20 protein-coding genes are annotated in these 18440 nt (G+C 64.8%); 13 read left to right on the top strand and 7 right to left on the bottom strand.

All coding sequences use genetic code 11. The annotated features are described in order from the left end of the window. Positions 1-132: 132 nt before the first annotated feature. From AC0L3K_RS04240 to AC0L3K_RS04260, 5 genes are all read left to right on the top strand, one after another. The gene (locus tag AC0L3K_RS04240; RefSeq protein WP_007602412.1) at positions 133-1050 is read left to right on the top strand and encodes an ABC transporter permease subunit; all 918 of its coding nucleotides are present in this window, start codon (positions 133-135) and stop codon (positions 1048-1050) included. An 11-nt stretch (positions 1051-1061) separates the two neighbouring features. Next, positions 1062-2381: a high-affinity branched-chain amino acid ABC transporter permease LivM gene (livM, locus tag AC0L3K_RS04245; RefSeq protein WP_219684958.1), complete on the top strand. Its 1320-nt coding sequence runs from the start codon at positions 1062-1064 to the stop codon at positions 2379-2381. Continuing rightward, complete coding sequence (locus tag AC0L3K_RS04250) at positions 2378-3211, top strand: ABC transporter ATP-binding protein (RefSeq protein WP_007602409.1); 834 nt, start codon at positions 2378-2380, stop codon at positions 3209-3211. The genes livM and AC0L3K_RS04250 overlap by 4 nt, the downstream gene beginning before the upstream one ends. Next, positions 3208-3948, top strand: a complete 741-nt coding sequence (locus AC0L3K_RS04255) for an ABC transporter ATP-binding protein (protein WP_007602407.1) — start codon at positions 3208-3210, stop codon at positions 3946-3948. The genes AC0L3K_RS04250 and AC0L3K_RS04255 overlap by 4 nt, the downstream gene beginning before the upstream one ends. Before the next feature lie 159 nt (positions 3949-4107). Further along, positions 4108-5226 (top strand): branched-chain amino acid ABC transporter substrate-binding protein, encoded by a 1119-nt coding sequence (locus AC0L3K_RS04260; RefSeq protein ID WP_007602405.1) that lies wholly within the window; start codon positions 4108-4110, stop codon positions 5224-5226. A 76-nt stretch (positions 5227-5302) separates the two neighbouring features. Here AC0L3K_RS04260 and AC0L3K_RS04265 read toward each other — a convergent pair whose 3' ends face one another. Continuing rightward, on the bottom strand, positions 5303-5695 hold the full coding sequence (locus AC0L3K_RS04265; RefSeq protein WP_219684959.1) for a response regulator: 393 nt from the start codon (positions 5693-5695) through the stop codon (positions 5303-5305). 239 nt (positions 5696-5934) lie between these two features. Between AC0L3K_RS04265 and AC0L3K_RS04270 the strand changes: the two genes are divergently transcribed. From AC0L3K_RS04270 to AC0L3K_RS04280, 3 genes are read left to right on the top strand one after another with little or no spacing between them, the layout of a single operon-like run. After that, on the top strand, positions 5935-8745 hold the full coding sequence (locus AC0L3K_RS04270) for a PAS domain S-box protein (RefSeq protein WP_007602391.1): 2811 nt from the start codon (positions 5935-5937) through the stop codon (positions 8743-8745). A 58-nt stretch (positions 8746-8803) separates the two neighbouring features. Then, positions 8804-9799, top strand: coding sequence for a P1 family peptidase (locus tag AC0L3K_RS04275; RefSeq protein ID WP_354128095.1), 996 nt, complete (start codon positions 8804-8806; stop codon positions 9797-9799). A gap of 49 nt (positions 9800-9848) precedes the next feature. Next, positions 9849-10061 (top strand): KTSC domain-containing protein, encoded by a 213-nt coding sequence (locus AC0L3K_RS04280; RefSeq protein WP_354128094.1) that lies wholly within the window; start codon positions 9849-9851, stop codon positions 10059-10061. Between the two features lie 12 nt (positions 10062-10073). On the opposite strand, the gene AC0L3K_RS04285 is transcribed toward AC0L3K_RS04280, so the two are convergent. Beyond that, positions 10074-10868, bottom strand: coding sequence for an EF-hand domain-containing protein (locus tag AC0L3K_RS04285; RefSeq protein ID WP_354128093.1), 795 nt, complete (start codon positions 10866-10868; stop codon positions 10074-10076). 250 nt (positions 10869-11118) lie between these two features. Here AC0L3K_RS04285 and rpe point away from each other — a divergent pair, with 250 nt between their 5' ends. The 4 genes from rpe to AC0L3K_RS04305 all read left to right on the top strand — a co-directional run bounded on the left by rpe (position 11119) and on the right by AC0L3K_RS04305 (position 12505). Beyond that, positions 11119-11820, top strand: a complete 702-nt coding sequence (gene rpe, locus AC0L3K_RS04290; protein ID WP_354128092.1) for a ribulose-phosphate 3-epimerase — start codon at positions 11119-11121, stop codon at positions 11818-11820. Positions 11821-11970: 150 nt separating this feature from the next. Beyond that, complete coding sequence (locus tag AC0L3K_RS04295; RefSeq protein WP_354128091.1) at positions 11971-12111, top strand: hypothetical protein; 141 nt, start codon at positions 11971-11973, stop codon at positions 12109-12111. A gap of 4 nt (positions 12112-12115) precedes the next feature. Next, positions 12116-12292, top strand: a complete 177-nt coding sequence (locus tag AC0L3K_RS04300; RefSeq protein WP_219684962.1) for a hypothetical protein — start codon at positions 12116-12118, stop codon at positions 12290-12292. 21 nt (positions 12293-12313) lie between these two features. Next, complete coding sequence (locus tag AC0L3K_RS04305; RefSeq protein ID WP_007602380.1) at positions 12314-12505, top strand: hypothetical protein; 192 nt, start codon at positions 12314-12316, stop codon at positions 12503-12505. Positions 12506-12529: 24 nt separating this feature from the next. Here AC0L3K_RS04305 and AC0L3K_RS04310 read toward each other — a convergent pair whose 3' ends face one another. The 5 genes from AC0L3K_RS04310 to AC0L3K_RS04330 all read right to left on the bottom strand — a co-directional run bounded on the left by AC0L3K_RS04310 (position 12530) and on the right by AC0L3K_RS04330 (position 16887). Next, a complete protein-coding gene (locus AC0L3K_RS04310; protein ID WP_219684963.1) occupies positions 12530-13954 on the bottom strand; it encodes a bifunctional serine/threonine-protein kinase/universal stress protein in 1425 nt (474 codons plus the stop codon). 6 nt (positions 13955-13960) lie between these two features. Beyond that, complete coding sequence (locus tag AC0L3K_RS04315; RefSeq protein WP_354128090.1) at positions 13961-14701, bottom strand: metallophosphoesterase family protein; 741 nt, start codon at positions 14699-14701, stop codon at positions 13961-13963. 116 nt (positions 14702-14817) lie between these two features. Beyond that, positions 14818-15423 (bottom strand): hypothetical protein, encoded by a 606-nt coding sequence (locus AC0L3K_RS04320; RefSeq protein WP_354128089.1) that lies wholly within the window; start codon positions 15421-15423, stop codon positions 14818-14820. Beyond that, complete coding sequence (locus tag AC0L3K_RS04325; protein WP_354128088.1) at positions 15416-16102, bottom strand: hypothetical protein; 687 nt, start codon at positions 16100-16102, stop codon at positions 15416-15418. Before AC0L3K_RS04325 ends, AC0L3K_RS04320 begins: the two co-directional genes overlap by 8 nt. Next, positions 16099-16887: a MotA/TolQ/ExbB proton channel family protein gene (locus AC0L3K_RS04330; RefSeq protein ID WP_473255764.1), complete on the bottom strand. Its 789-nt coding sequence runs from the start codon at positions 16885-16887 to the stop codon at positions 16099-16101. Before AC0L3K_RS04330 ends, AC0L3K_RS04325 begins: the two co-directional genes overlap by 4 nt. 179 nt (positions 16888-17066) lie before the next feature. Here AC0L3K_RS04330 and AC0L3K_RS04335 point away from each other — a divergent pair, with 179 nt between their 5' ends. Continuing rightward, positions 17067-18437 carry a sensor histidine kinase gene (locus AC0L3K_RS04335; RefSeq protein ID WP_354128087.1) on the top strand — a complete coding sequence of 457 codons (1371 nt, stop codon included), beginning with the start codon at positions 17067-17069 and terminating at the stop codon, positions 18435-18437. Positions 18438-18440: the final 3 nt, after the last annotated feature.

The following is an 18440-nucleotide window of genomic DNA, read 5'->3' on the forward strand; positions in this document are numbered from 1 at the left end:
GCCGGTTGCAGCCGCCAGTTCCCTCCTGTTACAAAACGAGAATGCTTAAGGGCTGCCGGGGCCCGAGAAGAAACCAGCACTCTCTCTCGAAGAGCTCCCTTTGAGCCGCGTCAGATTTGGGTACGGCAGCCTATGGATTATTTCGCCCAGCAGCTCATCAACGGCCTCGTGCTCGGCTCGATCTACGGGCTGATCGCGATCGGCTACACGATGGTCTACGGCATCGTCGGCATGATCAACTTCGCCCATGGCGATGTCTTCATGATCGGCGGCTTCATCGCGCTGATCACCTTCCTGCTCCTGGTCTCGACCGGCCTGACTGCGGTCCCGGTGATCCTCTTGATCGTGATTCTGGTCTCGATGGCGGTCACCGCCCTGTATGGCTGGACCATCGAGCGCATCGCCTACCGTCCGCTGCGCCACTCCTTCCGCCTCGCGCCGATGCTGTCGGCGATCGGCATGTCGTTCGTGCTGACCAACTATTCGCAGGTGGCGCAAGGCGCGCGGGTAAAGCCAGTGCCGCCAGTGATCACCGGCGGCTATACGCTGCACGAGAGCGCCGATGGCTTCGTCATCCAGCTCTCCAACATCCAGATCGTGGTGGTCATCACCACCATCGTGCTGCTGGCGATCTTCACCTGGCTGGTGTCGCGCACCCGGCTCGGGCGCGACATGCGCGCCTGCGAGCAGGACCAGACCATGGCGGCGCTGCTCGGCGTCAACGTCGACCGAACCATCTCCATGACTTTCGTGATCGGCGCTGCGCTCGCCGCAGTGGCCGGCCTGATGTACCTGCTCTATTACGGCTTGGTCGATTTCTTCATGGGCTTCGTCGCCGGCATCAAGGCGTTCACCGCGGCCGTACTCGGCGGCATCGGCTCGCTGCCCGGCGCCATGCTCGGGGGGCTGGCGATCGGGCTGATCGAGACGTTCTGGTCGGCCTATTTCTCGGTCGAATACAAGGACGTCGCCGCGTTCTCGATCCTGATCGTCGTGCTGATCTTCATGCCGACCGGCCTGCTCGGCCGCCCCGAAGTCGAAAAAGTCTGACGGTCGCGCGCGTGAAAACTCCCTCGATCAATACGGCCAAAACTGCATCGGGCATCCCCGCTCTCCTGAAGACCGCCTGCGTCAACGCGCTGATCGCGCTGGTGCTGTTCTCGCTGATGGTCGGCGTCCGCACCGAAGCTGGTTCCGACGGCCAGCTCACCTATTGGACGCGCTTCGGCGATGTAGCCTCCCTCGTTGCCGCGGTATTCGGCGGTTCGATCGTGCTCGAGCTGCTCAAGCAATGGATCGGTCCAACGGGCGCCGAGAAGCTGGTGCCGCCGGCGGTGCAGAGCGGAATGTCGTTCCTCGGCCGCTATCTCGCACCGGCGCTCCTGATCTTCACGCTGCTGGTGCCCGTGATCTTCTATGACCAGCGCTACATCCTCGATCTCGCCATCCTCGTGCTCACCTATGTGATGCTTGGCTGGGGGCTGAACGTCGTGGTCGGGCTGGCCGGCCTGCTCGATCTCGGCTACGTCGCCTTCTATGCGGTCGGCGCCTATTCTTACGCGCTGCTCGCGACCAATTTCGGCTGGTCATTCTGGATCTGCCTGCCTCTAGCGGGCGTCCTCGCCGCATTCTGGGGCGTGCTGCTCGGCTTCCCCGTGCTGCGCCTGCGCGGCGACTATCTCGCCATCGTGACGCTCGCCTTCGGCGAGATCATCCGCCTCGTCATCATCAATTGGCAGGATCTGACAGGCGGGCCCAACGGCGTCTCCAGCATTCCCCGCCCCTCCTTCTTCGGTATCCCCCTCGACAACAGCGACAACGGGCTCGCCGCCAGGCTCGGCATCGAATATTCGCCGACCCACCGCATCGTCTTCCTGTTCTACCTGATCCTGGCGCTCGCGCTGCTCACCAACTGGGTGACGATCCGGCTGCGCCGCCTGCCGATCGGCCGCGCCTGGGAAGCCCTGCGCGAGGACGAGGTCGCCTGCCGTGCGCTCGGCATCAACACCACGACCACCAAGCTCACGGCATTCGCGACCGGTGCGATGTTCGGCGGCTTTGCCGGCGCGTTCTTCGCGACCCGCCAGGGCTTCATCAGCCCCGAATCCTTCACCTTCCAGGAATCGGCGCTGGTGCTCGCCATCGTCGTGCTCGGCGGCATGGGCTCGCAGCTTGGCGTGGCGCTCTCCGCACTCGCCATGATCGGCGGTTTCGAGCTGTTCCGCAGCCTCGAGAGCTACCGCATGCTGGTGTTCGGCATGGCCATGGTGCTGATCATGATCTGGCGGCCGCGCGGCCTGATCGGCCATCGCGCACCGACCGTGTACCTGACCAAGGCCCACGCGATCTCATCCGACCTCGTCAAGGAGGGGCACGGATGAGCCGCGACCAGATTCTCGAGGTCGACCGGCTCACCATGCGCTTCGGCGGCATCGTCGCAGTCCAGGACCTGTCGTTTGCTGCAGAGCGGAACAAGATCACCGCGCTGATCGGACCCAACGGTGCCGGTAAGACGACGGTCTTCAACTGCATCACCGGGTTCTACAAGCCGAGCGGCGGCGCCATCCGCCTCAGCCATGACGACGGCAAGGTGATCGCGCTGGAACGGCTGAACGATTTCCGCATCGCCAAGCAGGCCAAGGTCGCCCGCACCTTCCAGAATATCCGCCTGTTTCCCGGCATGACCGCGCTGGAAAACCTGATGGTGGCGCAGCACAACGCGCTGATGCGCGCCTCCGGCTTCACCTTGCTCGGGCTCATTGGCGCGCCCGTCTACCGCGGCGCCGAGAAACGCGCGATCGATCTCGCCACCGACTGGCTCAAGCGGGTCAATTTGCTCGATCGCGCCGACGATGCCGCCGGTAATTTTGCCTATGGCGACCAGCGACGGCTCGAGATCGCACGCGCGATGTGCACCGAACCCGCGCTCTTGTGCCTGGACGAACCCGCCGCCGGGCTCAATGCGCGCGAGAGTGCCGCCCTGAGCGAACTGCTGCTGTCGATCCGCAACGAGCTCGGCACCTCGATCCTGCTGATCGAGCACGACATGTCTGTGGTGATGGAGATCTCCGACCACATCGTGGTGATGGACCACGGTGTGAAGATCTCTGAAGGCTCCCCGCGCGAGGTTCGCGACGATCCAAAGGTGATCGCCGCTTATCTCGGCACCGATGAGGAAGAGGCGGTGGCCGTGATGGAGAGCGGGTCGTGACATCGCCCACTGCCCTGCTCGCGGTCCACGGCCTTCGCGCCTCCTACGGCAAGATCGAGGCGCTGAAAGGCGTCGACCTCGATATCAATGCCGGCGAGATCGTGGCGCTGATCGGCGCCAATGGTGCCGGCAAATCGACACTAATGATGACGATCTTCGGCAAGCCGCGCGCCCGCGCCGGCCAGATCCTGTACGAAGGCCGTGACATCACCGAAGTGCCCACCCACGAGATCGCGCATTTGCGCATCGCGCAATCGCCGGAAGGCCGCCGCATCTTCCCGCGCATGAGCGTGGCGGAAAATCTCCAGATGGGGGCGGACGCCACCGAATGCACCGACGCGGAACGCGAGACGACGCTACAACGCGTGTTCACGCTGTTTCCGCGGCTGAAGGAACGCTACGGCCAGCGTGGCGGAACCCTGTCCGGCGGCGAGCAGCAGATGCTGGCCATCGGCCGCGCCTTGATGAGCCGTCCTCGCCTGCTCCTGCTCGACGAGCCCTCGCTCGGTCTGGCGCCGCTGATCGCGCGCCAGATTTTCGATGCGATCCGCACCCTGAACCGGCAGGATGGCCTGACCGTGCTGATCGTCGAGCAGAACGCCAACCATGCGCTCAAGCTCGCCCATCGCGGCTATGTCATGGTCAATGGCCTGATCACGCTGGCCGGGACCGGCGCCGAGTTGTTGCAGCGCCCCGAGATTCGCGCCGCCTACCTGGAAGGCGGCCGGCACGGTTGAGGCCGCCCAAGGCGAACCCGTGCTGCCGAATGTGGCGAGATATCTCTGCCCATGCCCGTATTTTGCCGGTGACTTCTCCTCGAATTCATTCAAGAATGGCGCCGGTTTGAACCGGGTATGCCCGGTAACTTCCACAGGCGACCACCCTCGAGGTATCTCATGAAATCACTGAAGCTCATCGGTCTGGCATTCGGCGCATCGATCGCGCTGTCGAGCGCAGCATTCGCGCAGGATGTCACCGTCGCAGTCGCAGGTCCGATGACCGGCGGCGAGTCCGCTTTCGGCCGCCAGATGAAGAACGGCGCCGAGATGGCCGTAGCCGACATCAACGCCGCCGGCGGTCTCAATGGCAAGAAGCTCGCGCTGTCCGTCGAGGACGACGCCTGCGATCCGAAGCAGGCGCGCTCGATCGCCGAGAAGATCGCCGGCGCGAAGATCCCCTTCGTGGCCGGGCATTATTGCTCGTCGTCGTCGATCCCGGCGTCGGAAGCCTATGCCGACGGCAACGTGCTCCAGATTACTCCCGCCTCCACCAATCCGAAGTTCACCGATAGCGGACTGTGGAATGTGGCGCGCGTCTGCGGCCGCGACGACCAGCAGGGCCTGGTCGCCGCCCAGTACATCGCCAAGAACTACAAGGGCAAGAACATCGCCATCCTCAACGACAAGACCACCTACGGCAAGGGTCTTGCGGACGAGACCAAGAAGGCGCTCAACAAGGCGGGCGTCACCGAGAAGATGTACGAGTCCTACAATAAGGGCGACAAGGACTTCAACGCGATCGTCTCGCGACTGAAGCGCGACAACATCGATCTCGTCTATGTCGGGGGCTACCATCAGGAGAGCGGCCTGATCTTGCGCCAGATGCGCGACCAGGGCCTCAAGACCGTGCTGATGGCCGGCGACGCGCTCGCTGACAAGGAATACGCCTCCATCACCGGCCCGGCCGGCGAAGGCACGCTGTTCACCTTCGGCCCCGATCCGCGCAACAAGCCGACCGCGAAGAAGATCGTCGAGGCCTTCAAGGCCAAGAACATCGATCCCGAGGGCTACACGCTCTACACCTACGCGGCGATGCAGGTCTGGTCGCAGGCGGCCAAGAAGGCCGGCACCACAGATGCCAAGAAGGTCATGGCGGCCATCAAGGCCGGCAAGTGGGACACCGTGATCGGGCCGATCGAGTATGACGCCAAGGGCGACATCAAGCAGCTCGACTACGTCGTCTACAAATGGGACGCCAAGGGCGGCTACGCCGCGATCAGCGGCAACGGCACCTAAGCACGGTTGCCGGGGCCTGAAGGCCTCATCAAATCATCATCGCGCCCCGGCTTGCCCCGGGGCGTTTCTTCCTGCGTCAGGAACAGACGGCTGCGGGCAGCGCGCCGTCCGCCGCGACTTGGGCCTTCCTTAGCGCTTGAAGAAGATCGTTCGGCCGAAACGGCTTTTGCAGGCAGACCACGTTGGCAAGGTGAGGCGATTGTTCCATGAAATCCAGCGCCGTCATCCCCGACACGGCAACGACCGGGAGGGTCGGTGCAAGCTCGCGCAGGGTCGCGATGACCTCGACGCCGCTGGTATCGCCGAGGAAAATGTCCACGATTGCCGCATCGAAGCGGGCGTCGGTGAAGGCTTTTACCCCGGCTGCGCCGCTATCGGCCTCAACGACGTCGTAACGGTTGACGCGCAGCACGATCGCGACCATCGCCCGGACGTCCTTCTGGTCGTCGATGATGAGAACGCGGGGCATAGGAACAACTCCCGGATCGTGAAATCAAAATGCCTGATTCAAACCTGGAACCCGTAGCAGCGGGAGAGCATTATAGCACCGTCCAGTAAAGCGCATCTTACCCGATCCCCCGTGCGCGTTCCCCCTAAAATTAAGTAAGCTGTAACCTTCGGTTGAGTCGCGGTGGGTTTTGTCATGATGCGTGCCCAGAACTAGCTACCATGGACAGAAACTGATTAAGCCAAATGAGATTGGCAAAAATGCTCAAGACCGATCTGCGAGAGCTGCACGTGTCCGCGCCGACCGATCGGAACACATTCCTTTCGACGCTGCCGGCGACCCCGAAAGACCGCACCGCAGCATTGACGATCGTGGGCGTCTCCTCGATCCTGTTCGCAATGGCCGTGCCCTTCGCAGGTATCCCGCTGCTGCCTGTGCCAGCCTTCGTCGCGAGCTATCAATCCGCTCTCGTCGTCGCGGACATCGTGACGGCGGTCCTGCTGTTGTCGCAGTTTGCGGTGCTCAGGACCCGCGCGCTGCTCGTGCTCGCGGCCGGCTATCTGTTCACCGCCGCCGCCGCCGTGGTCCACGCCCTCACCTTCCCCGGACTCTTTTCGCCGACCGGGTTGCTGGGGGCCAACCAGCAGACCACGGTCTGGCTCTACATGATCTGGCACGGCGGCTTCCCACTCTGTGTGCTGGCCTATGCCTGGCTGAAGGAGGCCGAGGGCGGCGCCAGGATCGCGGGCTCGGCAAGCAAGGCGATCTACGCCAGCGTGGTCGGCGTCGTCGCGGTCATGATCGTCTTGACCTGGGCCGTCATTGCCCAGCACGACCTGCTTCCGGTCCTGCTGCGCGATGGCCGTTACACGCAGATCATGATCGGCGTGGTGTCCTTTGTCTGGTCCTTGAGTTTCGCCGCGCTGGTCTCGCTGTGGTTCCGCCGTCCGCATTCGGTCATCGATGTCTGGCTCATGGTGGTGATGTGCGCATGGCTGTTCGACATCGCGCTGTCGGCGATCGTCAACGTCGCGCGCTTCGATCTCGGCTTCTACGCCGGTCGTGTCTACGGCCTTTGCGCGGCGACCTTCGTGCTTGCGGTGCTCCTGATCGAAAATGTCCGCCTCCAGGCGCACACGCTGGGCCTCGTCGGCAGGCTGCGCCAGCAGTCGGCATTGGATCGCGATTACTACGGCAAGCGCCTTGCCCTGTACGGCGCCGTCGTCGAATCCGCCAATGATGCCATCATCACGAAGACGCTCGACGGTGTCATCACGGGCTGGAACAAGGCCGCCGAACATCTGTTCGGCTATGCCGCCGCGGAGGCCATCGGGCAGCCCATCGACATCATCGTGCCGGAGGACCGCAAGGCCGAGGTCAGGGGTATCCTGAACCGGGTCGGCGGCAACGAAACGATCGCCCAGCACGAGACGGTCCGCATCCGCAAGGACGGCCGGCGCGTCGATGTCGTCCTCAATGTTTCTCCGCTCAAAACAGCCAGCGGAGAGATCATCGGCGCCTCCAAGATCGCCCACGACATCACGGAAGAGAAGCAGGCACGAGAAAAACTGCGCCGCGAGGTCGAGGAGCGGGAGCGGATCTTCGAGACCTCACAGGACCTGATCCTGGTCACCGACGGTTTTGGCAATTTCATCCAGGTCAGCCCGAGCGTGAAGACCATTCTCGGCTTGAATCCGGAAGACATGATCGGGCACAGCGCCACCGAGTTCATTCATCCCGATGACCTCCAGAAGACGCGCGACGAGATGCGCGCGGCGCGGCGTGGCGCGGTCAAGCGCAGCTTCGAGGCACGCTACTACCATTACGACGGTCACGAGGTCACGCTGAACTGGATGGGCACCTGGTCCGAGCCGGTCAAGCGCCATTTCTTCATCGGCCGCGACCTCACCGAGAAGCAGGCAGCCGAGGCGCAGTTCAGGCACGTCCAGAAGATGGATTCCATCGGTCAACTGACCGGCGGTGTCGCGCACGACTTCAACAATGTGCTGACCGTCATCACCGGCACCATCGGAATTTTGGCGGACGCGGTCGCTGACCGTCCCGAGCTCGCCGCCATCACCAAGCTGATCGACGACGCCGCCGAGCGCGGCGCGCAACTGACCAAGCATCTGCTCGCCTTCGCCCGCAAGCAGCCGCTCCAGCCGCGCGAAATCGACGTCAACGCATTGACGCTCGAGGCCGCAAAGCTCCTGCATCCCACGCTTGGCGAGCAGATCACCATCATGCCGCAGCTCACCGAAGATGCGTGGCCGGCACTTATCGACCCGGGTCAGCTTTCCACCGCGATCCTCAATCTCGCGCTGAACGCGCGCGATGCCATGCCCGACGGCGGCACGCTGGTGCTGGAGACCCGCAACATCTTCCTCGACGACGGCTATGCCAGCATGAATCCCGACGTGGTGGCCGGCAATTACGTCATGATCGCCGTCAGCGATACCGGCTCCGGAATCCCGCCGGAGTTGATGGACCGGGTGTTCGATCCCTTCTTCACCACGAAGGAGGTCGGCAAGGGCACCGGCCTCGGGCTCAGCATGGTGTTCGGCTTCGTCAAGCAGTCCGGCGGACACATCAAGATCTACAGCGAGGAAGGCCACGGCACGAGCGTGAAGATCTACCTGCCGCGCTCGAGCGGCGTGCAGGAGACCGAATTCGAGGCGCTCCAGAACGCACCCGTCACCGGCGGCCGCGAAAAGATCCTGATCGTCGAGGACGACGCGCTGGTACGGCAATATGTCGTGACTCAGATCAAGAGCCTCGGCTATACCGCCCTCGAAGCCGCCAACGCGGCCGAGGCCCTCGTCATCATCGACGCCGACAAGAACATCGACCTGCTGTTCACGGACGTCATCATGCCCGGCAACATGAACGGCCGCCAGCTCGCCGACGAGGCGGCTCGCCGCCGCCCCGACCTGAAGACGCTGTTCACCTCGGGCTACACCGAGAACGCTATCGTCCATCACGGGCGGCTCGATTCCGGCGTGCTGCTGCTGGCGAAGCCCTACCGCAAGTCCGAACTCGCCAAGATGCTGCGGACCGCGCTCGCGGGTTGAGCCTGCGGCATCCCTGCGATATCGCTGAAGCGAGCGCCTTTCAGCCTGCGGAGCCGCCTTGAAAAACCTTCTCACCGATATCGCCGGCGTCCGCGTCGGCCATGCCGAGGATGCGAAAATCGCCACTGGCACGACCGCAATCATCTTCGACGCCCCCGCGGTTGCGGCCATCGATGTTCGCGGCGGCGGACCCGGCACGCGCGAAGACGCGTTGCTCGACCTCGCCAGCACCGTCGATCGCGTTGACGCGATTGCGCTGTCCGGCGGCTCCGCCTTTGGAATCGACGCCGGCGGCGGCATCCAGGCCTGGCTCGCCGAACAAGGCCGCGGCCTTCGGATTCGCGAAGCGGTGATTCCGATCGTGCCGGGCGCGATCGTTTTCGACCTGCTCAACGGTGGCGACAAGGCCTGGGGACGCTTCGCGCCCTATCGCGATCTCGGCTACGCCGCAGCGTTGGCCGCCGGCGACGATTTCGCGCTGGGCAGCGTCGGCGCCGGCCTCGGTGCCACCACCGCGACCTTCAAGGGTGGACTAGGCTCGGCCTCCGCGGTCCTGGCCAATGGCATCAAGGTCGCCGCGATCGTGGTCGTCAACGCGGTCGGCAGCGCAACCATTGGCGAAGGGCCTTGGTTCTGGGCTGCGCCGTTCGAGGAGAACGGCGAGTTCGGCGGGCGCGGCCTGCCGTCCGCGTTCACGCCGGACATGCTGGCGATGCGCATCAAGGGCGGACCCGCCGCGAGCGCGCGTGAGAACACCACGATCGGCCTCGTCGTCACCGATGCCACGCTGACCAAGGCCCAAGCCAAGCGGCTTGCGATGATCGCGCATACCGGCTTCGCCCGTGCGATCTATCCGGTGCACGCCCCGACCGACGGCGACGTGCTGTTCGCCGCCGCAACGGGCGAGAAGCCGATCGAGCCGCTGGTCGGCCTTACTGAGCTCGGCACGGTCGCCGCCAACGTGGTCGCACGCGCGATCGCCCGCGGCATCTACAACGCAACGGCCCTGCCGTTCGCCGGCGCGATGCCGGCCTGGAAGGATCGGTTCGGATAGAAACGAAACGGCTGACACGGCGTTACCTTGGCGCACAAGGTGCACAGCCATGCCGTCTTCCGTGATCCGCTTTTTCCGCTATGCCCCCGATAGGCGTGAGCTGACCGTGACTTTCGTCAGCGGACGCCTCTATGTCTACGCGGACGTTCCGCCCGAGGTCGCCGCCGCGTTCAAGGATGTGCGTTCGAAGGGTACGTTCTTCAATCAAGAGATCCGCGATCGGTATGTCTACCGTGACATCACTCACGAATATGCGGGCTAGCCGTGAGCAGGGTTACACGCTCATCGACATCGATGAACCTGCAGTCGCTGAGGCGCCTTGTCCCTGCCCGCCCTGCCGCTGCATCAACTGCGCGAACAGATCGTACGCCGAATTACGAGAGCTGGAGGCGCCCGGGACCGTCGTCGACATCTTGAAGCCGTCGGCGTAGGTGACGGTGGTGGTGGTCGATCCGTCGGCGCCGGTCGTCGAGGTCGAGGTCGAGCCGCCCTTGGCCTGCGAGGAGGAATCCGAGCCGCTGCCGGACGCATCGCCCGCACCTTGCGCGTGATGGTGGCCGCGATGGCCGCTCTTCAGCGCCTTCGACATCTCATCGAGGCTGACGCTGCCGTCCGTGTTCGAATCCAGCTTCGAGAAAACGTCGTCGGCCTGCGCGAGGTTGGTGCCGCCGGCACCGAGCGCATTCTCGAATTCCGATTTGGTGATCTTGCCGTCGCCGTCCCCATCGATCTGCGAGAACAGATCCTTCAGGGCGGCGTCGCGGCGCGTCGAGGACGAGGACGTCGAACTCGACGAGGTCGAGCTGGCGGCGCTGCCGGTGCTGTCCGAGGATTGGCTCTGCGCGGCGAACAGCGCGTTCATCGTCTCCGGCGAGATCTGCGGGGTTTTGCCCGCATTGACCGATGAGGTCGCGCCGGTCGTGCTGTTGCTGCCGCTGTCGATCGCGAACGGATTGGTCGCAGGCTTTTGCGAGGACCCCGTCTTCTGCGTCGACGTGGACGATTTCGAATTTGTCAGCGACTGGATCGCGTCGAGCGCGCTCGATACGGCCCCAAGAGCGAACAACATTGCACAACTCCAACCGATGCGGCATGCCGCGGCCAATGTTCTGTTCAGGTGAAGTCAGCAAGCGCCGTGCCAGCGCAAAAAGCTCAATGAAATCCGCTTTCACCGCACTTTGCACGGCCGGGAACACCGGCAATTCATGCCGGGCGCGGCAGAAATTTCCGCCCACAGGAAGCACGCCGCCCCTGCATTGCCCGGCTGAGAGGCCCATGTTAGGCGAGTCCATCTTTCACGGCCGCCACGGGAAACCGCCATGACCCAAGCCTTCGCTCCCCGCCCCCTGGCAATCGCGCCCTCGATCCTGGCTTCGGATTTCTCCAGGCTCGGCGAGGAGGTGCGCGCCGTGGACGCCGCCGGAGCCGACTGGATCCATCTCGACGTCATGGACGGGCACTTCGTTCCCAACATCTCGTATGGCCCCGACGTCATCAAGGCGATGCGTCCGCACACCAAGAAGATCTTCGACGCGCATCTGATGATCTCGCCCTGCGACCCCTATCTCGAGGCCTTCGCGAAAGCCGGCTGCGACCACATCACCGTGCATGCCGAGGCCGGTCCTCATCTGCACCGCTCGCTTCAGGCGATCCGCGCACTCGGCAAGAAGGCCGGCGTTTCGCTCAATCCGGGCACGCCGATCAGCGCGCTCGAATACGTCCTGGACCTGGTCGACCTCGTGCTGGTGATGTCGGTCAATCCCGGCTTCGGCGGCCAGGCCTTCATCCCCTCCGCGATCGGCAAGATCCGCGACATCCGCGCAATGACAGCGGGCCGCCCGATCGACATCGAGGTCGATGGCGGCGTCGGCGCCGACGTCGCAGGTCCCCTGGCCGCGGCCGGGGCCAACGCCTTCGTCGCCGGCACGTCCGTGTTCAGGGGCGGCACGCAGGACGCCTACAAGACCAACATCGCCGCAATCCGCAACGCCGCCGCGGGTGCACGCGGCGAGGCGATCTGAGGGCCCGCTCAGCTCCGCAGACGTGCGGCTTCTACGGGTGCTGCGGCGCGCAATGCCTAAATTTGCAACCTTGATCCGTACTCCTCCGGGCTTCCCTGATTCGCGCAAATCACCGCTAGTGATTCTTGCCTGTTTTCGCGGGAGCACATCATGACGACGACCCTGGTTTGGACTGGCGTGGCGTTGTGGCTTGGTTTTTGTGCGTTTGTTGTGTTTGGTCCATCGGCCGGACCGGTGAAGGTCTCGGTACGCTCGACCCGCATCGCCCGTCGCGACTGGTATCGGGCCTGACCCCATGCAGATCGCGCTCGTGAAGCGTCAGCCGAAGCGTCGGTGCCGCATCCCGCGGCGCCCACATCCCGACCTCGATTTCTTCTTCGGTCGGCTCGAACGCACCGAAGGCGAGATGCGCGACGACACCGGGCCCGAGACGGGCCTGGATCACCCGCTCCGGTCACCGCGCCGGCAATGAATTCTTTTCTGGACCAAGCTCATGAAGCCGCATTGCCCGAACTGCCTGAAGGAAATGACCAAGGCATCCGCGTCGCGTAATCTGTTCAACTGCGAGCCCTGCCGCGAGATCATCCAGTTCTTCGGCGGCAGCGCGGATCACGGCGAGCCCGGCCCGCAATTCTCCTGGCCGATCCGTCGTAAGCGCTCCGTCCACACCGCTCACGCGGCCTGAACCTCCACGATCCAGAGCGCTGCCCTATCCGACCTCCTCGCCCGCATCCGCAGCCATTCGCGGCGGCCGGACCACGGTGACGGTGCAGGCCGCTTCCGAGGCCACCTTGGCCGAGACGCTGCCGAGCAGCGTGCGCCGGAACGAGCCCTGCCGCGCGCCGATGATGACGTGGTCGACGTGGTTGACCTCGCAAAACTCCAGGATGGCCGCCGCGGGATCGACGGCTTCCAGCACGTGAGCCGACAGCCGGCTCTCATCGAGCTTGAGCGGAGTGGCCCAGTGCCTGAGCGCCACCAACCGGTCGATATGCTTGTTGGAGCCCTGCTCATCCAGCGTCCTGTCAATCGCGATGCGGTTGAGCTTCAGCACGTTGAGACATGCGAGCCGCGCCGACGGCAGCGTGGCGAGAATGCGTTCCGTCGTCATGCGCAGAGCCTCGTTCAACTCCGGCTCGCCTTCCGCCGTATCGAGCGCGACCGCAACGATCGGGCTCGATGCGATTTGGGCTGCGACATCCGATTTCGCGCGGGGCGCCATGACACCCTGGTTGAACCGGCGGCGCCATGCGACGCTGAGCGGATCGCGCTTCATTCGCTCCGAGCGCATCGTGAGCCTGATTTGGTCCGGATGGGTCAGATCGAAGGCGAGTTGCGACGCCGTCGGATAGCGCCGCACCGGCTCGATCTCGAGGCATCGCAGCGCCACCTCCTGGAGCCAGGGCGGATAGTCGGCGCGCAAGCCGCGCGGCGGGTGCGGATCGCGCCACAGCCGGCGCCGCATCGCACGCAGCGTCTCGCCCTCGCCGAACGGCCGCTCGCCGGTCGTGAAGAAATAGAGCAGCACGCCAAGCGAGAACAGATCGCTGCGCGGATCGTCGCGCACCCCCGACAGCCGTTCCGGCGCCATATAGGGCGCGGTGCCGTAAGGAAGGCGGAATTCCTCCTGCAACAGGTCCGGCAGATGGTTGTGATGCGACAGGCCATAGTCGATCAGCACCGCCTCGCCGCTCTCGCGGAACATGATGCTGCTCGGCTTGATGTCGTGATGGATCACGTTCTGCCGGTGCAAATCCGCGAGCCCCGTCGCGATCCTGGCGACGAGCTGCCGCGCCTCGTCATACGGCAGCGGCAGGTCGGGCAACCGCTTGTAAAGCGTGGTCCCGGAGATGCGCTCGATCACGACATAGGCCTGGTGGGCGAAATCGCCGGTGCCGAAACATGAGGGCACGTGCGGCCCGGCCAGCCGCGGCAGGATCATCATCTCCATCTCGAAGGAGACGATCGCGGCAGGGTCCTCGCCCTCCGACACCCGCGGAATTTTCATCAGCAGCGGCACGTCGAGGCCGGGACGGGTGACGGTCCACAGCGTCGCCATTCCGCCGGCATGGACGCATTCGCCGATCGTGTAGCCGTCGATCGCTGCGCCTGATTTGACGAGGGGTTTCGGCATCGGCCTCTAGCGCCCCTGCGACAGCCGGTCGGCGAGCCAATGCGGCAGGCCGTTCTCACGGATCCGGTTCGCGGCCGTCTCGACGTCGTAGGGCGCGCGGCAATAGGTGATCTGGCACGAGACCGTGTCGAACAGCGCGAAAGCCGCGGATGGATCGCTATCGCGCGGCTGGCCGACCGAGCCGAGCACAGCAAGCCATTGCCGCCCGCGCAGCAGCGGTACGGAGACGTCGGTCTTGGGCACGAGTCCCGACATCTTCGCCGTCACCGACATCGAATAGATCGCCGGGCGGTGGATGTGGCCGCAGAACGTGACATGAGCTGGCGTCGCGATCAGGCTTTTGGCGGCGTCGGCGGTCGATCGGACATAGTGCCAGCTTCGGGGGCTGGAGGCTTCCGAATGCACGAACAGGCGATCGCCGTCCTCCACCAGCATCGGCAATTCCGCCAGGAACCGCCGCTGCGCGGTGTCGAGCCGGCCGCGGGTCCATTCGATCGCGATTTGCGCCTCAGCATTCATGGTCTCGGCCGAGGAATTCACCGCCTGGTCATGATTGCCGCGCACGGCGACGGCGCCCTGGGCGACCAGCTCCATCGCGGTATCCACCACCCATTCCGGATCGGCGCCATAGCCGACGAAGTCGCCAAGCAGGATGAAGCGCTCGGCGCCACGCGCCCGCGCGACTTTCAGGCACGCCTCGAACGCCTGCCGGTTGCCGTGGATATCCGAGAAGACAGCGAGAAGCACGCACCCTCCACCCTCGAACCTTATTGGGAGCCGATAAGGCCAAATTGAGGGAGGTCAAGAACATGCGCCAGCGGCGCGCGGTTTGCCAGCACTGCCCTGTTGCGATGGTGAAGAGCCTATTGCTCGTCCTTCGGCGGCATCCGGGGCGGCGGCAGCGGCGTGAACACGGCGCCCTGCGCGCCGGCGGGAGGGGCCAGGAATTCGCCGGTCGAGGAATCGCCTCCGCTCGTCTCCATGATGGTCTTGGGCGTCACATATTCCCTGACCATGTCGATGAGGCTGCCATCGCCGCCGCCGAAATCCGCGGCCCGGCCGCCTTGCGGATGTCCCAGCGCGATCTCGTTCTCCGCCGCGTGGGTCTTGTCGGCCAGCCTGTCATTGTAGGGCACACGAAAGGCGCGCGGGATGCCGCTCGGCCGATTGTCCTCGTCGAGCTGCTCGACCCAGAGATAGATCGAGCCGGGATCGCCCTCCAGCGAATGCGGCTCGACGATGCGGGCCTTCAGCAGCTTGAAGGAGGCCGGCAGCCGGTCGGCGCTGGCCCAGCCGAGCAGCCCGCGCATTTCCGTGAAGCTGACGACATAGAAGGCGCTGGTCACGACCACCGCGACGGCCTTGACCGACCAGTGCAGCCGCGCATAGACGAGCACGACCAGCAGCAGCGCGCCGATGACGGCGTAGGCTATCGATAGCGTGAGGATGACCGTCTGCAAGCTAGTCACGGCGCACTCTCACAGCGTTCTTGCTCACACCGGTGTTCGGGTCGAGATCGGCGCCGTTGCGCCAGCCGCTGCGGAACGTCTCCAGCAGCGATTTCGGCCGCTGGTCCACATTGACGACCTTGCCTTCGGCATCGAGCCGGAACCGGACCGCGGTCTTCTCGTCGCCGGTGTGATCGACCGTGAACTTGTTATCGAAGATCACCTGCGCCGTCGGATTGAGTTTTTGCACCTTCACATTGGCCGTCACGGGCTCGCCGGTGGTGGCCACGAAATGTGAGACATTGACGGTGTATTCGCCGGCGACGATGCCGCGCACCGTGACGATCTCCTCGCGGATCGGCGAAGCAATCTTCTTGCCGTTGACCATGATGAAGTCGTTGGCTCCGCCCCGGTCGTCGCGATCGAGCGTGAGGAAGCCGGCCTCGCGGTGGCGATACCAGGCGATGTTGCCGGCGGGATCCTGCACGAACAGGTCGAGATCGTCGGGGTGGCTGTCCGGCCAGTCCAGCGTGATCATGAACTCGGCCTTGGAATCGATCTTGCCGTCCTTGGCGTCCGGCGAGACCGCGAGCAGCGCGAGGAAGAACAGGAAAGCGATCACCTGGAGCGCCTTGAACAGCATCACGCCCAAGGGATCGAACGGCTCCTCGCGCGGATAGAGACCGAAATCATCCATCATGTCGCGATTCCAGCACCCTTGATTCCAGAACCCTTGCGCTCCAGCACCGGCGTCACATAGGTCTCGGTCAGCACCACTGCATCCGAGAACACCTTCTGGGTCGCGGCATCCAGCATGTAATACTGGATGCGGACCAGAATCGAGCCGACGAGACCCGCCAGCGTCGTGTACATCGCGACCGCCATGCCGTCGCTCATCAACCCCATCGAGGATCGCATCGCGACCTTGTCAGCGGCATCCAGCCCCGCGATCGGCGCCAGCATGATGATGAAGCCGACGATGGTGCCGAGCAGGCCGAGCTTCATCAGCGTGTCCGAGACAAAGGCGCCGAAGCCGTTGGAGCCGCGCAGCCGGTCGGCGAGCGTGCGCAGCAATAGCGTCTGGTCGAGGGGGCGGTAGTCCTGCGCCGCCGCCTTGGTCACGAGACTCTCGATGTGGTCCCGCACCAGCCCGCGTGGCAGCGCGGCTGCGCCGCCGGCCTCGAGCGCCCTGCCGCCCTCGAGCGCCGCGAGCACCGCGCGGCAGCGCCGGGCTGCCGCGCCCTCACGGGCAATGGCCCGCGTACGCAGGAAGCAGTGACCGCAAGTGACGACATAGAGCAGCGCGATCAAGCTGGAAATGTAGGTCCGGTCCGAGGTCAGCATCAGGCGGATCAGGCCGAACCGCCACAGCAGCACGACGGCGAAGATCGAAAGCCCGGTGAAGATCATCCAGAACAGGAGCGCACTGCGCTCGGATGGGTCGGCAGCAGGCCCCGCGATCGGCCCAATCGTCATCGAACTCATGCTGCACCGCTCCTGGCCGTGAATACCGCCCATTAGATCAAAGCCGCCGCGCCCGGTCCAAAGAGCCATGCCCAATCCGGCTTGGGAAATTTGCCCGAGCTGCCATCCTGCCGATCCCCGCAATTGGCAAGGCGCGGCGGCGTTGTTAGGCTGACCTTAGCAAACTTTGGGGTGATCGCATGCGCCTTGTGCTTCAGCTTGTCGCCCGTCTGTTTCTCATCGTCGTGCTCTGCCTTGGTGCGGCGACCATCTGGGCCACGTTCGACGCCTATCGCAGCGTCGACCGGGCCACCGCGGCCTCGGCGCAGCGGGTCGCCCAGGCGCTTCAGGCCCTGTATTGGCACGAATTCTTGTTGCGTAGCAGCAGAACACGCGAGCAGCTTCTGCCGGTTCCGGAGTGGCGCACGCTGGAGACGATGAAGCTGATCTCCCCTGGCGTCTGCGTCGAATTCCAACCTGCCATCGCATTCGAAAAGCCGCTCTGCGGCCAGAGTGAGGGGCTCGGCAAGGCGCCGCCGCGCTGGTTCGCGTCGATTGTGCCGACCTTCCTTGGCAGCCATGCCGAAGTGATACGGCCGGTCAGTCCCCGCGCGGCGACCGCCGGAACGGTGGTCGCGACGCCGGATGAAGCGGCCGCCATCTCGCTCGCCTGGGAGTACATCCTCAACGTGATCGACGTGGCGCTTTTGATGGCGGCGGCGATCGCGCTCCTGGCTTCGCTCGCGATTGCGCATGCGCTGGCGCCGGCGCGCACGATCGTGACCGCCTTGCAGCGCATGGCCCGCGGTCAGTATCGGACGAAACTGCCGCGCTTCCGCTCGATGGAGCTGGCGATGATCGGCAGCGCCGTCGACGAGCTCGGCGGCCGGTTGGAGGAAGCGACCGAACAGCGCGCGGCGCTGACGCGGCGCCTGATCGAGATCCGCGACGACGAACGCCGCGCGCTCGCCCGCGAGTTGCACGACGAGTTCGGACAAAACCTCTCGGCCATCCTCGCCTTCGCCAACACCATCGAGACGGCGAGCACGAAGGCAGACAAGCGCAACGACATCGTGCAGGACGCGCGGATGATCTCGCAGGCCACGCATCATCTGATGGCCTCGCTGCGCGACGCGCTGAAGCGCCTGCGCAATCCCCTGCCCGCCGAGCTTGGACTGGAGGCGAGCCTCGTGAATTTGGTGGATAGCTGGCGCTCGCAGAGCTCGGTGCGGCCGACGATTCAGCTCGATCTCAGGGGCGACCTCACCGACATCAGCGGCCCGGCCGCGACCACCGCCTATCGCGTCGCGCAGGAATGCCTGACCAACGCGCTGCGCCACGGCACGGCACGCGAGATTTCTCTGCACGTCGAGCGGCGCACGGGCGACGACGATGCATTGCTGATCCGTGTCGATGACGATGGCGGCGGCGACGCGGCACGCGTTGCGCAGTCGGTGGGCTTCGGCCTCACCGGCATCCGCGAGCGCGTCGCAGGAGCCGGCGGATCATTCTCGATCCTGCCCGCCCGAGGCGGACTCAGCATCGCCGCCACCATCCCGCTCGCCGCGTGAGGC

The organism is Bradyrhizobium sp. MI1.10 (assembly GCF_055811035.1).

Excerpts from the sequence above, each read along its gene's own strand:
- AC0L3K_RS04240 (WP_007602412.1), top strand. The coding sequence starts at position 133 with ATGGATTATTTCGCCCAGCAGCTCATCAACGGCCTCGTGCTCGGCTCG.
- AC0L3K_RS04250 (WP_007602409.1), top strand. The coding sequence starts at position 2,378 with ATGAGCCGCGACCAGATTCTCGAGGTCGACCGGCTCACCATGCGCTTC.
- AC0L3K_RS04260 (WP_007602405.1), top strand. The coding sequence starts at position 4,108 with ATGAAATCACTGAAGCTCATCGGTCTGGCATTCGGCGCATCGATCGCG.
- AC0L3K_RS04265 (WP_219684959.1), bottom strand. The coding sequence starts at position 5,695 with ATGCCCCGCGTTCTCATCATCGACGACCAGAAGGACGTCCGGGCGATG.
- AC0L3K_RS04270 (WP_007602391.1), top strand. The coding sequence starts at position 5,935 with ATGCTCAAGACCGATCTGCGAGAGCTGCACGTGTCCGCGCCGACCGAT.
- AC0L3K_RS04280 (WP_354128094.1), top strand. The coding sequence starts at position 9,849 with ATGCCGTCTTCCGTGATCCGCTTTTTCCGCTATGCCCCCGATAGGCGT.
- AC0L3K_RS04285 (WP_354128093.1), bottom strand. The coding sequence starts at position 10,868 with ATGTTGTTCGCTCTTGGGGCCGTATCGAGCGCGCTCGACGCGATCCAG.
- rpe (WP_354128092.1), top strand. The coding sequence starts at position 11,119 with ATGACCCAAGCCTTCGCTCCCCGCCCCCTGGCAATCGCGCCCTCGATC.
- AC0L3K_RS04295 (WP_354128091.1), top strand. The coding sequence starts at position 11,971 with ATGACGACGACCCTGGTTTGGACTGGCGTGGCGTTGTGGCTTGGTTTT.
- AC0L3K_RS04300 (WP_219684962.1), top strand. The coding sequence starts at position 12,116 with ATGCAGATCGCGCTCGTGAAGCGTCAGCCGAAGCGTCGGTGCCGCATC.
- AC0L3K_RS04305 (WP_007602380.1), top strand. The coding sequence starts at position 12,314 with ATGAAGCCGCATTGCCCGAACTGCCTGAAGGAAATGACCAAGGCATCC.
- AC0L3K_RS04310 (WP_219684963.1), bottom strand. The coding sequence starts at position 13,954 with ATGCCGAAACCCCTCGTCAAATCAGGCGCAGCGATCGACGGCTACACG.
- AC0L3K_RS04325 (WP_354128088.1), bottom strand. The coding sequence starts at position 16,102 with ATGATGGATGATTTCGGTCTCTATCCGCGCGAGGAGCCGTTCGATCCC.
- AC0L3K_RS04330 (WP_473255764.1), bottom strand. The coding sequence starts at position 16,887 with ATGAGTTCGATGACGATTGGGCCGATCGCGGGGCCTGCTGCCGACCCA.
- AC0L3K_RS04335 (WP_354128087.1), top strand. The coding sequence starts at position 17,067 with ATGCGCCTTGTGCTTCAGCTTGTCGCCCGTCTGTTTCTCATCGTCGTG.